Source organism: Streptomyces sp. NPDC025793 (genome assembly GCF_055558375.1).
The window spans coordinates 20,480-32,749 of the sequence record NZ_JBVHMR010000056.1 but is presented as its reverse complement, the minus strand read 5'-3'; the positions used below and the strand labels follow the sequence as shown (position 1 = coordinate 32,749).

At 69.1% G+C, this 12,270-nt stretch carries 14 protein-coding genes and 2 pseudogenes; 8 read left to right on the top strand and 8 right to left on the bottom strand.

Features of this window, described 5'->3' with window-relative positions:
* Positions 1 to 100, top strand: a pseudogene (locus ACZ4MF_RS43815) (aminoglycoside phosphotransferase family protein); the annotation flags it as partial.
* A 106-nt stretch (positions 101 to 206) separates the two neighbouring features.
* Positions 207 to 386, top strand: a complete 180-nt coding sequence (locus ACZ4MF_RS43810; protein WP_467499325.1) for a hypothetical protein — start codon at positions 207 to 209, stop codon at positions 384 to 386.
* Positions 387 to 468: 82 nt separating this feature from the next.
* Here ACZ4MF_RS43810 and ACZ4MF_RS43805 read toward each other — a convergent pair whose 3' ends face one another.
* Entirely contained in the window at positions 469 to 1,053 is a 585-nt protein-coding gene (locus ACZ4MF_RS43805) for an NAD(P)H-dependent oxidoreductase (protein WP_467499324.1), read from the bottom strand.
* 177 nt (positions 1,054 to 1,230) lie between these two features.
* Here ACZ4MF_RS43805 and ACZ4MF_RS43800 point away from each other — a divergent pair, with 177 nt between their 5' ends.
* From ACZ4MF_RS43800 to ACZ4MF_RS43790, 3 genes are all read left to right on the top strand, one after another.
* The gene (locus ACZ4MF_RS43800) at positions 1,231 to 1,818 is read left to right on the top strand and encodes a TetR/AcrR family transcriptional regulator (protein ID WP_467499322.1); all 588 of its coding nucleotides are present in this window, start codon (positions 1,231 to 1,233) and stop codon (positions 1,816 to 1,818) included.
* Positions 1,819 to 2,208: 390 nt separating this feature from the next.
* A complete protein-coding gene (locus tag ACZ4MF_RS43795; RefSeq protein ID WP_467499320.1) occupies positions 2,209 to 2,940 on the top strand; it encodes a recombinase family protein in 732 nt (243 codons plus the stop codon).
* Positions 2,937 to 3,110, top strand: a complete 174-nt coding sequence (locus ACZ4MF_RS43790; protein ID WP_467499318.1) for a hypothetical protein — start codon at positions 2,937 to 2,939, stop codon at positions 3,108 to 3,110. Before ACZ4MF_RS43795 ends, ACZ4MF_RS43790 begins: the two co-directional genes overlap by 4 nt.
* Before the next feature lie 96 nt (positions 3,111 to 3,206).
* On the opposite strand, the gene ACZ4MF_RS43785 is transcribed toward ACZ4MF_RS43790, so the two are convergent.
* The gene (locus ACZ4MF_RS43785; protein ID WP_467499316.1) at positions 3,207 to 3,806 is read right to left on the bottom strand and encodes a TetR/AcrR family transcriptional regulator; all 600 of its coding nucleotides are present in this window, start codon (positions 3,804 to 3,806) and stop codon (positions 3,207 to 3,209) included.
* Between the two features lie 102 nt (positions 3,807 to 3,908).
* Here ACZ4MF_RS43785 and ACZ4MF_RS43780 point away from each other — a divergent pair, with 102 nt between their 5' ends.
* On the top strand, positions 3,909 to 5,072 hold the full coding sequence (locus ACZ4MF_RS43780; protein ID WP_467499314.1) for an epoxide hydrolase family protein: 1,164 nt from the start codon (positions 3,909 to 3,911) through the stop codon (positions 5,070 to 5,072).
* A gap of 24 nt (positions 5,073 to 5,096) precedes the next feature.
* Here the strand turns inward: ACZ4MF_RS43780 and ACZ4MF_RS43775 are convergent, their stop codons facing one another.
* Positions 5,097 to 5,567 (bottom strand): hypothetical protein, encoded by a 471-nt coding sequence (locus tag ACZ4MF_RS43775; protein WP_467499312.1) that lies wholly within the window; start codon positions 5,565 to 5,567, stop codon positions 5,097 to 5,099.
* 58 nt (positions 5,568 to 5,625) lie between these two features.
* Here ACZ4MF_RS43775 and ACZ4MF_RS43770 point away from each other — a divergent pair, with 58 nt between their 5' ends.
* The gene (locus ACZ4MF_RS43770) at positions 5,626 to 6,225 is read left to right on the top strand and encodes a tyrosine-type recombinase/integrase (RefSeq protein ID WP_467499310.1); all 600 of its coding nucleotides are present in this window, start codon (positions 5,626 to 5,628) and stop codon (positions 6,223 to 6,225) included.
* Positions 6,179 to 6,793 carry a DUF6262 family protein gene (locus ACZ4MF_RS43765; RefSeq protein ID WP_467499308.1) on the top strand — a complete coding sequence of 205 codons (615 nt, stop codon included), beginning with the start codon at positions 6,179 to 6,181 and terminating at the stop codon, positions 6,791 to 6,793. The genes ACZ4MF_RS43770 and ACZ4MF_RS43765 overlap by 47 nt, the downstream gene beginning before the upstream one ends.
* Here ACZ4MF_RS43765 and ACZ4MF_RS43760 read toward each other — a convergent pair.
* The 5 genes and pseudogenes from ACZ4MF_RS43760 to ACZ4MF_RS43740 all read right to left on the bottom strand — a co-directional run.
* Positions 6,701 to 7,285, bottom strand: a pseudogene (locus ACZ4MF_RS43760) (hypothetical protein); the annotation flags it as partial. The gene ACZ4MF_RS43765 and the pseudogene ACZ4MF_RS43760 sit on opposite strands and share 93 nt — an antisense overlap.
* A 360-nt stretch (positions 7,286 to 7,645) precedes the next feature.
* Complete coding sequence (locus ACZ4MF_RS43755) at positions 7,646 to 8,704, bottom strand: LLM class flavin-dependent oxidoreductase (RefSeq protein WP_467499306.1); 1,059 nt, start codon at positions 8,702 to 8,704, stop codon at positions 7,646 to 7,648.
* Positions 8,705 to 8,717: 13 nt separating this feature from the next.
* Positions 8,718 to 10,394 (bottom strand): dipeptide ABC transporter ATP-binding protein, encoded by a 1,677-nt coding sequence (locus tag ACZ4MF_RS43750; RefSeq protein WP_467499304.1) that lies wholly within the window; start codon positions 10,392 to 10,394, stop codon positions 8,718 to 8,720.
* Complete coding sequence (locus tag ACZ4MF_RS43745; RefSeq protein ID WP_467499303.1) at positions 10,391 to 11,314, bottom strand: ABC transporter permease; 924 nt, start codon at positions 11,312 to 11,314, stop codon at positions 10,391 to 10,393. The genes ACZ4MF_RS43750 and ACZ4MF_RS43745 overlap by 4 nt, the downstream gene beginning before the upstream one ends.
* Positions 11,311 to 12,270: an ABC transporter permease gene (locus tag ACZ4MF_RS43740; protein ID WP_467499301.1), complete on the bottom strand. Its 960-nt coding sequence runs from the start codon at positions 12,268 to 12,270 to the stop codon at positions 11,311 to 11,313. The genes ACZ4MF_RS43745 and ACZ4MF_RS43740 overlap by 4 nt, the downstream gene beginning before the upstream one ends.

Sequence of the window (12,270 nt, the reverse complement as noted above, 5' to 3'; positions counted from 1 at the left end):
GCAGCCGTGGCGGGAGGCAGGGCGGACCGAGCTGACGACACGATCCGTGGAGGAGCGGCTGGATGCCTATGTCACATCCCTGATGGACGCGCTGGGCTGAGCCAAGGCGGTCCGGGCGCGACCCCCGACCTCATCATTTATCGCTCAACCACGTGGGGAATCGAGCAGACCCTGGGGAATTCGGGCATCTCCATCAAGGTGGGCTGGTGGCGCGGAACGACGGAATTGCCCGGCCGGTGCCGGGCGAACGAGGCCGACTCTATGCTGACGTCGCGCAGGTGCTGGGCAAGAGCAGTGAGGACGAAGTCATGCTGGGACAAGGCCATCGCCTCACCATTCTCAACGAGCCTCTTCACTCGGAGAGTTGCGCGATGGCCGCCCCATGACCAGGGGCTATGCGGAGATCGCTGTTACACCACTTGGCGGGACACCATCTGACTCCAGCCCGGACCGCCTTGTGCGCGAGGCTCAGCCAGCCTGTAGGGGGGAGCTGAGAAGCTCGCGGTAGCGCTTGGCGTGCACGGCAAGGTCTTCGTCGGTGACGGTGCGGGCGCCGTGCAGAACCAGCGGCTCGGCGAGATGCATGCCGATCAGCCGGGCGGTGGCGTCAAGGGGTGCCAGCAGCTGGGTCATCGTGAAACGGGAAGCGGGATCGACCGCAGCGTACGACTCTTCCGGACCGCCCGTGGAGGTGACCAACTGCAGGGTCTTGCCGCGCAGTACGGAGCCACTGCTGCCGTAGGCGAAGCCGTAGGTGAGGACCTGGTCGATCCATGCCTTGAGTACTGCGGGAACGGAGTACCAGTACCAGGGGAACTGCCACACGATCCGGTCGTGGTCGCGCAGCAGTTGCTGCTCACGGGCGATGTCGAAGTGGCCATCGTGGTAGGCAGGGCCGATTTCATGGACGGTGACGTGTGCGAGGTCGCTCACGGCCTCGGCCAGGCAGGCGGTGATGCGGGAGGAGGCCAGGTCGGGGTGAGCAACGACGACCAGGGTGCGCGAGGAAGGCGGGCCGGCTGACGTCGCGGAGAGAAGGCTGGGATGGCCCATCTGGGTTGATCCTTGACTGTGGTTGCGGGCGCTTCTTGTGACGGATCGTTCCGTCACGGAGTTTGTGACGGAACGATCCGTCTGTCAAGCTGGCGCCGTGCCCAGCGCACGGCCAAAAGGGTCCACCGCGCACCGCGTCGACTCGATGTGGCGCATGACAAGCAGAGGGAGCACGCCATGGCTCGCAAGACAGCGGAGGAGAACCGGCGCCACGTCCTGGCCGTGGCGAGCCGCCTGTATTACCAGCGCGGCATCCGCGCTGTCGGTATGGACCTGGTGGTCAAAGAGAGCGGGGTCGGCAACGCCACCGTCTATCGGCAGTTCCCCACCAAAGATGCTCTTGCCAGCGCCTACACACAGGACCGCGCCGACGCCTGGTTCGCGCGTATGCGCCACGTCGTCGACCAGGTCGACGACCCGCGCGAAAAGCTCCTCGTGATCTTCACAGCCGTCATTGAGGAGACCAGGCTGCCCACCTTCCGCGGCTGCCCCATGCTCAACACCCATACCGAGTTTCCCGACCCGCAGCACCCCGCAAACTGTGTGGCGGTCGCCCATGAGCAGCGGGTCCGCCACTGGATGCGTGACTTGGCGGCCGACGCCTGCGCTCCCGACCCCGAGCAGCTCGCCGACGATCTGCTTCTCGTCCTCAACGGCGTCTACGTCACCGCCACAGTCCTCGGCCCCCAGGGCCCCGCCCAGCGCACCGTCGAGCTCGCCCGTCGCCTCATCCGGACTGCCTGCGACGAACCTCGCCGCCCCTGAACTCGGCACCATGCCTGACCGGGCGGACGCCAGGAGGGGTTGTCGGGGTCAATGCCCTGGTGGCGCGCCAGGGCGAACAGGACGCGTCTCATGTCGTCCAGGCGCCAGGCGCTGCTCGCCCGGTGCCGACGGCGTCGGCGTCGACGCCGACGCCGTCGAGATCGTCGTTCGGTCTACCGGGCAAGCGTGACAATGCCGCGGAAGCCGCTCACAACCACGCCCGTGCCCGTCGGTAAACGCCATCCTTTGCCGACAGGCAGGCGATGCGTCCAATGAACCCGTGAAATCCGGGGGTTGGCGGCGGCTCGAATCCAATCAGATCCGATGACGATTGTTGACAGGGTTTGACGACAGATAGGGTCCATTCCTCCGTGCGGAAGGGGCCCTTCGGTGGCGAACCTGGTCTACAAGCGGGTCTCGACCGACCAGCAGTCGACCGCCGGGCAGAACCTCGTCCTGGCCGAGGCCGGGATCGAGGACCCGGTCGTCTTCGAGGAGGACGGGGGCACCTCCAGCCGCCTCCACCCCTTCCAACGGCCGAAGTTCGGCGAGCTGCTGGTGTACGCGCGGGCGGGCGACACCGTGCACATCTCCGAGATGTTCCGCCTCGTACGCGGCACCGGCCACATCCTCGACGTGCTCGACGTCCTCCACCACGACCAGGTGGCGCTGCGCATCCACGACGGCGCGTTCTCCGCGATGGACCTCACCGCCCGCCACCCGCGCACCGGCGAGCTGCTGTCCACCGTGAGGTTCATGGTGCAGACCCTCGCCGCCGCCGGCGAACTCCAGCGCGGGGTCACCTACGACGGACTGCGCGCCGCCGAGGCCAAGGGCAGCAAGGGCGGGCGCCGCCCCGCCGTCCCGGCCGACAGACTCGAAGACGTGCGCGCCGCGTACCTGGAGGGCCGCTCGATCGCAGCCCTCGCCCGTGACCACGCCGTCAGCCGCGGCGCGATCCGTACGGCCGTCGCCGATCTCCTGCCCGACCACACCGCCATCGAGGAGGGTGCCCCCGCTCCGGAGCTGCCGTTCACCCTCGACATGCCGGGCAAGGTCGCCGACTTCCTCCGCACGTCCGGCCTGGAGGCCGCCGAGCGGGCCGCCTCGACCAAGGGGTGACCGTACGACGCGGCCAGGGCTACACCCTGCGCGTCCCCGCCGTACACCGCCGACTCCTCGCCCGCTGCCAGCCCCTCGACGCCCAGGGCGTCCCGGTGATCCCGGCCCAGCGCAAGGCCCGCCGCGAGTACGAGAACCGCGTCAGCGCTCCGGCGAGTGGCACACCATAGCCAGCCTTCCGGGGCCAAGATCATCCCGTGGCGGGTTTCTGGCGTATCTGGGTCACACCCCAGGACGATCCGTGGCTCCGCTTCGGGTGCTGCGGATCAGGGCTGGTCGCCTACGAGAGTGATTGCGCGCGTCTCGGGAACTCCCAGCATCAGCAGGCTCGTGATCGTCGCTGCTCGGGCGCCGAGGGTCCCGTTCGGCAGGTCGCTGTCCGCGATGGCGAACACGACGCCGTAGGCAACCTGGCTCAGAATGCCCGCCGGCAGGTGCTGTGCGAACACGTCGCCGTCCTGGCCCCGTTCCACGAGGTCGGCGAGGAGCTCATCGACCGGCCCGAGCAGGCCGTGGATCGCCTCGCCGTACTCGCCACGGCGCAGCGCCAACAGCACTCGGTACCGGTGCGCCACCGGCCAGACGCGGGCGATGAATTCGACCCATGTCGCGTCCGCTTCCGCGCCGGAGGCGTTGACTTCGGTGAGCACGGCTGTCATCTCGGTGACGGCCCGTTCCGTGAGTGTCCGAACCAGGTCGAGGCGCGAGGGGAAATGGTCATAGACCGTGCGACGGACGACGCCGGCGGCGGAGGCGATGTCGCCCATTCCGGCATCGGGGTTCTCTCCCAGCACATCGAGGGCGACGTCGAGGATGCGATCGCGTGTCTCGATCATCGAGCGCATGCGGGAGGACTGGGTGGACACGGCACCAGTATTGCACACGGGTGTACAGTGAGATTCACTGTACACCCGTGTGCAGCGGAGAGTTGCGCTCTGCTTCGAAGCTCAGGAGAGGAGAAGAAGGCAATGACCGCACCGACGCCGCCGACCTCGGCCCTCGTCCGCCCGTTCACCGTCTCGATCCCGGATTCGGAGATCGACGACCTGAAGCAGCGACTGGCCAGAACTCGATGGCCGGACCCGGAAACGGTGGGCGACTGGTCGCAAGGGGTTCGCGTAGCGAACGCCAGGTCTCTGGTCGACTACTGGGAGCGCGGCTACGACTGGCGGCGCTTCGAGTCCGAGCTCAATCGCTTCCCCCAATTCCTGACCGAGATCGATGGGCTGGACATCCACTTCATCCACGTCAGGTCCAAGAACCCCAACGCGATGCCGCTGCTCCTCACGCATGGATGGCCGGGCTCGATCGTCGAGTTCCTGAAGCTGATCGGCCCGCTGACCGATCCGGTCTCGTTCGGAGGAGACGCCGCCGATTCATTCGACGTCGTCGTCCCGTCGCTCCCCGGGTTCGGGTTCTCCCAGAAGCCCACGGAGACCGGGTGGACGGTATCGCGCATCGCAAGCGCATGGGTGGAGCTGATGAAGCGTCTCGGCTACACGAGATGGGCCGCGCAAGGCGGCGATTGGGGTGCCGTCGTCACCACCGCCCTCGGGGCCATGCAACCTGAGGGGCTTCTCGGAATTCATCTGAACACCCAGTACGCCTTTCCCGCACAGATACCCGACACCTTGTCTCCCGAACGGCGCTACGCCGTGGAGACCCTCGCCCTCTACACCGGCGATCTCGGTGGGTCGAACCACCTTCAGCGCACGAAGCCGGAGACCGTCGGATTCGCCCTGGCGGACTCTCCCGCCGGTCAGGCAGCCTGGATCTACGAGAAGTTCCAGTCCAAGACCGACAACCACGGGGTCGCCGAGGACGCCCTCAGCATCGACGACATGCTCGACGCGATATCCCTCTACTGGTTCACCAACAGCGCAGCGTCGTCCGCCCGCATCTACTGGGAGAACAAATCGGCCACGCTCGCCGGCCCGAAGCTGACGCTTCCGGTCGCGGTGACCGTCTTCCCGAGGGACATCCCACGCCTGCCACGAAGCTGGATCGAAGACACCTACAGCAATCTGATCCACTACGGCGAGGCGGACAAGGGCGGGCACTTCGCGGCCTTGGAACAGCCCGAGATCCTGGTCAGCGAAATCCGCACCGGCCTGCGCCCCCTTCGTTCCTGACACCAACGCGCGAGCTCAGGAGCGCTATTCATAAGCCACGATCAGGTATCTCTTGAGGTTGATGAGTCCCCAGGCGGCGGCGAGCATCCCGGGGAACTTCTCGATCGGTGAGCGGAAGCGTCCGCCCTCCTCGCTGAGCATGTGCCAGGTCTTGACGTGCGCGACGGCGCGCTCGACCGCGGCACGCATCGAGGGCAGGACGCCGTTTGCCGCATGGCCCAGGTCGAGTCCGAGGCCAACCTCGACCGCTGGACGGACCCCGCCGACCGACTGATCACGCTGATCCGGATGCGCTGCGGACTGCGGATCTCCAGCGCGCTCACGCTGGACTTCGACTGCCTGATCCACGACGCCCAGGACGCCCCTTACCTGCGCCATTTCAACACCAAGATGAAGCGCGAGGCGGCGGTGCCTATCGATGAGGACGTCCAGGCCGCCATCCGCGACCAGCAGCGACGCGTCCTGAACCGCTGGCCGCAGGGAACACCGGTCCACTTCCCGAGGCCGAACTCGAACGTCTCGGGCACGATGAGGATCGGCGACGGAAGCTATCGTGCCCGAGACGTTCGAGCGCTGGCTGGCGACCAGCGAGATTCGCGACGAACACGGCCGCCTCGTCCACCTGACGCCCCACCAATGGCGACACACCTTCGCCTGCCGATTGATCAACCGGGATGTCCCGCAGGAAGTCGTACGCGTTCTCCTCGACCATGAGTCGTCCCGGATGACCGCCCACTACGCGCGGATCACCGATCAGACCGTCCGCCGCCGCTGGGAGGCAGCGATGAAGGTCAACGTCAAGGGCGAACGCGTCGTGCTCGCCGAGGACGGCCCGCTCGGCCAGGCCCAGTGGGCCAAGACCCGATACGACATCGCCACCCAGACCCTGCCCAACGGCTACTGCGGACTGCCTGTTCAAAAGTCCTGCCCGCATGCCAACGCGTGCTTGACCTGCCCAGTCTTCCTCACAGGCTCCGAGTTCCCGCCCGAACTACGCGAACAGCACACCCGCACCCTGACGCTGATCGACAACGTCACCGGCTGCGGTCACACCCGCGTCGCCGAGATGAATCAGCAAGTCGCCGACAACCTCGATCGCATGATCCATGAGCTCGGGGATGGCGAGGGTGAGGAGGTTGCAGATGCTGGCTGACAACTCCCAGCTCATCGTCGCCGCAGCCCGCCGCCGCTCCGCGGCGACCCGCCGACGGGCGGTCGCTGCCCTGCGTCGCATGGACACCACCGGCGTCGCGATCACCTTCGAAACCGTCGCCCGCGAAGCCGGCGTCTCCCGGTCCTGGCTCTACAACCAGCAGGACCTGAGATCCGAGACCGAACGTCTCCGGGCCCGCCACCGAATCCCCGCGACGCGGCTCGTTCCCGATCGTCAACGAGCCTCGGACGCCTCTCTGCTGCGGCGCCTGGAGGCGGCCACCAAGCGCAACCAGCAACTGGAGGCAGAGAACCGGGAGTTGCGCGAGGCGCTCGCCCTCGCGCTCGGGGAACGACGCACGGCCGACTTGTTGGCCGCCCGGAACCGTCAGGTTGGTCAAGCGCTCCACGCCGAGCCGCCCGGCGCCGGAGACGTGGGGCAGCAGCCCGTCGAAGACCGGGCGACCTTCGACATCCTCGTTGAAGCCGAGGTGGATGAAGTCACGGATGGCCCGGCCGGTCTGGGAACGTCCCCATCCGTAGGCGTACTCGACGGGACCGGCCGGTAGCGCGGGGTTGTGGCGCAGATGGCTGACAAGGTCGCGCACCGCGGCCAGGCCCAGCCCGAGGACGAGAGGATCCTCGGCCTCGTAGATGAGTTCGTAGATCCAGCCGGGCTGGAACCCGCCGTCGACGTGGAGGTCGGACCGGCTCGGTACGACGGCCGCGGCCGCGGTCCTCAGCTCGCTCCCGCCGCCCTGCAGTCTTGCGAACCGCCGAGTTCCGGTGGGAAGTTCCTCCCGCGTGCTGTGCGGATAGCGCCGCCGGGTGAGGCGGGCGATGTGCGCGCCCCGTTCGCTGACGGGGTAGGACCTGGTGCTCGACCAGTGGGACAACGGTAGCGAGGCGGTGGGTTCCTCCACGATGAACTCGGCTGTCGTCAGGCCGCGCACGGGCTCCGCGCCTCGTCTCGCCACGGGCAGGCCGAGCAGCAGCCTTCCGTCGCCCGGCAGCAGATCGCCCTGCCAGGCACCGAAGACGACGGTGTAGCCACGGCGCATCAGATGGCCGTCGCCGGCGTCGGTGAGGGTGCGTGGCCGGTTGGTGTGCGGGGCGTCGCAGAAGTACTGGAGCGCCCGCTTGTAGCCCCGGTTGCCCCGGTCGAAGAACAGCCGCCTGCGCCCGCCGTCGACCGGACGCAGGATCTCGACGTCCCCGCTGAAGCACACCTTGCCGGTGACGTCGGGCGGCACGAGGTCGAGGTCGGGGATCGCGCGGTAGGCGGCTGTCTTCGGGTCCCACGGCGTAGTGGGCGGTGGCGGTGAGCACTGCGTACGCCCCGATGCCGGTGAAGCGGTAGGCCTCGGCGAACGGCTCGCGGGCGTGCACCTCGAGCCGGACCGGAAGCTCCGGGGCAGGACTCACCGGGCCGCCTCCTGAACCGCCGGGGAAGCGGGGCGCCAGCCCAACTCGGGTGCGATCAGATGCCGGACGTCGTACAGGATCTGTTCGTATTCCTCGCGATGGAACTCGTACGGCAACTCCAGGCGCAGCTCCGTCACCTGCGTGAGGACCGGATCGGCCGCCAGCTGTTCCAGGATCTGTTCCGCGGTGCCGACCACGTCCGGTGCGAACAGGAGGCGCTTAGGGCCCAGCGCCGCCAGGGTCTGCGGCTTCAGGGTGCGCTCGTGCCGACTGGCCGCGTAGTCCCGGTAGCGGGCCCGGGTGGCCGCGTCGGCGCTGTCGAACGGCACGACCACCCGTCCGAGCGCCACCCGCGCCGCCGGACGGTCGTCGCCCAGGCCACGCCGGTACTCGGAGAGCAGGTTCAGCTGGGCGGTGGTGAAGTCGTCGGTGTCCTCGCCCGAGACGATGTTGCCGGACAGCAGGTTGAGACCATTCTCGGCGGCCCAGCGGACTGAGCGCAGGCTGCCTCCGCCGTACCAGATCCGCTCCACCAGACCGGGGTTGTGCGGCTGCAGCCGAGGCCGCTGGACGTTGCCGGGCGAGTGGATCACCGTGTCCGGGCCGCCGAGGTAGTCGCCGCGCAAGTTGTCGACGAGGCGCGCGATCCTGCCGTACGACAGGTCGAAGCCGCGCCAGTCGCCGTCGTACACCAGGTCGCCGAGCAGTTCGGCGTGCGGCATGCCGGTGCTGAAGCCGACCTGGAGGCGGCCGCGGGACAGGACATCGGCAAGCGCCAGGTCTTCGGCCAGACGGAACGGGCTCTCGTAGCCGATCGGGATGACCGCCGTGCCCAGCTCGATCCGCTCGGTGCGCTGGCCGGCCGCGGCGAGGAACACGGCAGCTGAGCCGACGCCGTGTTCGAGGTGGCGCTGGCGGATCCAGGCGCCGTCGTAGCCGAGCCGTTCGCCGTACTCGAAGAGCTGGAGTGTCTCCTCCAGGCCGGTGTACGGGTCGTCGTCGGCGAAGTTGCCCGGGGTGAGAAGGGCCAGTGAGGTGATGGTGGGTGTGCTCATGCGACCGTGGTCCTCAGCTCGTGGTGGTCTCGGCGGTGGGGGTGGGGACATGGCCGCCGGGGATGGCCGCGAGCAGCTGTCGGGTGTACGCGTGGCGGGGGCGGGTGAACAGTTCCTCCGGCGGTCCTGTCTCGACGACGCGGCCGGCCCGCATGACGGCGACCTGGTGAGCGATCTGTCGTACGACGGCCAGGTCGTGCGAGATGAACAGGTACGCCACGCCCGTTTCGGTCTGCAACTCGGCCAGCAGGCCCAGGACTTGGGACTGCACGGACACGTCGAGCGCGGAGACCGGCTCGTCGCAGACCACCAGGTCGGGGGAGAGGGCGAGGGCACGGGCGATGGCCACGCGCTGCCGCTGCCCGCCGGACAGTTCCGCCGGGCGGCGCTCCAGCGTGGCGGCCGGCAGGGCCACCCGGTCGAGCAGCTCGCGGGCCCGGGCGAGCCGGGAGGCGCGGTCGCCGACCTTGAAGGCGCGCAGCGGCTCGGTGATCACCTCGCCGATGGAGAATCGGGGGTCGAGCGAGGCGTAGGGGTTCTGGTAGACGAGCTGGGCGCGGCGGCGCAGCTGCCTGGCCTGGGCGGCCTTGGCGGTGGTGACGTCGGTGCCGTCGAAGAGGATCTGTCCGGCGGTCGCGTCGGCGAGCCGGAGCACCAGGCGGGCGGTGGTTGACTTGCCCGAGCCCGACTCTCCGACCAGGGCGAGGGTCTGGCCTCGGTGGAGGGCGAAGCTCACGTCGTCGACGGCGCGCAGGGTGCGGGGCCCGTCCCCAGCGCGGGGCAGCCTGAACTCCTTGACCAGGTTGCGCACTTCGACCAGGGGCACCGTCTGCGCTTCGGGGTGGGAGACCGGGGTGCGGGGCCGGGCGGTGGTCAGGCTCGGGGCGCTGGCGAGCAGGTGCCGGGTGTAGTCGTTCTGAGGGGCGGCCAGGATGTCATGGGTCGGACCGGCCTCGACGACTTTGCCCTGGGACATCACCACCAGCCGCTGGGCCCGGTCGGCGGCGATCCCGAGGTCGTGGGTCACGAGCAGGACCGCGGTGCCCGACTCCTCGGTGAGGCGCTGGAGATGGTCGAGGATGACCCGTTGGACGGTGACGTCGAGGGCGCTGGTCGGCTCGTCGGCGATGATCAGTTCGGGCTTCGCGGCGATGGCGATGGCGATCAGGGCGCGTTGCCGCATGCCGCCGGACAGTTCGTGCGGGTACTGCCGTGCGCGGGTGGCCGCGTCGGGCAGCCCGGCCCGGTCCAGCACGGCGATCGCCTCGGCGGGGGCCGATCGGCGGGTCGCCAGACCATGGATGCGCAGCACCTCGGCGACCTGCTCGCCGATCCGCTTGACTGGGTTGAGCGAGACGGTCGGGTCCTGGGGCACCAGTCCGATACGTGTCCCGCGTACGGTGCGCAGTTCCGCCTCCGATAGGGTGGTCAGGTCGTGTCGGCCGAAGCGGACGGTGCCCGCGTCGATGCTGCCGTTCGCCGACAGGAGCCGGGTGATGGCGTGGGCGGTCGTGCTCTTGCCGGAGCCGGACTCGCCGACCACCGCCGTCACCTGCCCCGGCCACACGTCGAGGTCCACGCCCCGGACGGCCTCGACGGTGCCGCCCCGGGTGCGGTACGACACCGACAGGCCGCGTATCTGAAGCAGTGGTGTGCTCACGTCCTCACCGTTCTCACGTTCGTCGGTCATCGCTGCCGGGACCATTCGCCGTCCAGTGCCCGGGCGATGCGGTTGGTGGACAGTACAGTCGCGGCGATCGCCAGCCCGGGCAGCGCGGTCAGCCACCAGGCGTTGGCGAGGTAGTTGCGACCATCGGAGATCAACGTCCCCCACTCCGGGGCCGGCGGGGGCGCCCCGTAGCCGAGGAAGCTCAGCGCCGACACGGCCAGGATGGAGGAGCCGAAGTCGAGGGTGGCCAACACGATCACCGGGCCCGCCGCATTGGGCAGCACATGCCGGCCCAGCACCGAGTACCAGCGCGCTCCGCTGGCGCGTGAGGCCTCGACGAAGACGGCCTGCCGTACCCGCAGCACCTCCGCGCGCGCCACCCGCGCGAACGCGGCCACACTGGCGATGCCGACCGCGACCGCCACCTTCACCGTGCCGTAGCCCAGCGCGGTGACCAGGGCCAGGGACATGAACAACGCGGGGATGGACAGCAGTACGTCGACGAAGCGCATCAGCGCGTCGTCCACCCAGCGGCCCACGAACCCGGCGACGACCCCCAGCAGACCGCCGACCACGAACGCGACCAGCACGGCGATCAGCGTGGCCTTCAGGGACAGTTGGGCGCCGTGGACGACCCGGGAGAACACATCGCGGCCCAACTCGTCGGTGCCGAACCAGTGACTGCCGCTCGGGCCGCGGAAGTTCTGCGACGGCACGCCCTTCAGCGGGTCCTGCGAGGTGAACAGGTCGGGCCAGAACGAGGCCAGCACCACCAGCACGAGGACGACCACCGACAACAGCAGCCCCGGGCGGCGCACCACGAACCGCAGCAGCCGGCGTACGTCCACGCGGCGCCCGGGATCAGGCCCCGGCCCCGCCGCGACCGGGCGGGCCAGTCCCAGTGCCGCTTCGGCAGGGTCGTCGACAAGGCTCTGGCTCATGCGAGGGCCGCCTCTCTGTCCGAGGTCACCACGATCCGGGGGTCGAGGAGTGGATAGACCAGGTCGATGACCAGGTTCGTCGTCACGAAGATCAGCGCCCCGAACACCACCACCCCCTGGACCAGCGGAATGTCCTGGGCGGTGACCGCCGCGGCGGTGACGCGGCCGAGGCCGTCGCGGGAGAACACCGTCTCGACGACCACCGAACCGGCGATCAGCTGCCCCACCAGCAGACCGACGACCGTCAGCGCCGGGAGAGAGGCGTTGCGCAGCGCGTGCCGCAGATGCACCCGCCACCGGCCGGCGCCCTTGGCCCGGGCAGTCTCCACATACGCCTGGTCCAGTGCGGTGAGCAGGCTCTTTGCGAGCACCTGCGCGATCTGCGCGCCGGTCGGCACCGCCAGAGTCAGCGCAGGCAATACCAGCCCCTTGAATCCGTCGTTGCCGAACGCGGGGAACCAGTGCAGCCGGAAGGAGAACGCCTCGACGAGCAGCAGCCCCACCCAGAACGTCGGGACAGACACCCCAAGCGGCGGCAGCGACAGCAGCAGCTGCCGCAGCCAGCGCCGAGAGGTATAGGTGGCCAGCACCGCCAGACCGCCGCCGAGGGCCACCGCGAGCAGCAGGGCCGCCCCGGTCAGCTGCAGTGTCTGCGGCAGCGCGTCGGCCAGCGTCGAGGTGACAGGGCGGCCGGTGGCGACCGAGTCGCCGAAGTCCCCGCGCACCGCCCGGCCGAGGTATCCGGCGTACTGCACCAGTACCGGCTTGTCGAAGCCGTACTCGTGCCGCAGGGCGGCGATCTGCCGGGGGTCGACCTGCCCCGAGTCCATTCCGGCACTGGCCATCGCCGTGACCGGGTCGCCCGGCAGGTAGTCCAGCACCAGGAACGAGACCGTGTAGGCCGCCCACAGCACCCCGGCCGCCTGGGCGAGCCGTTTGATCACATAGCGGCGCAT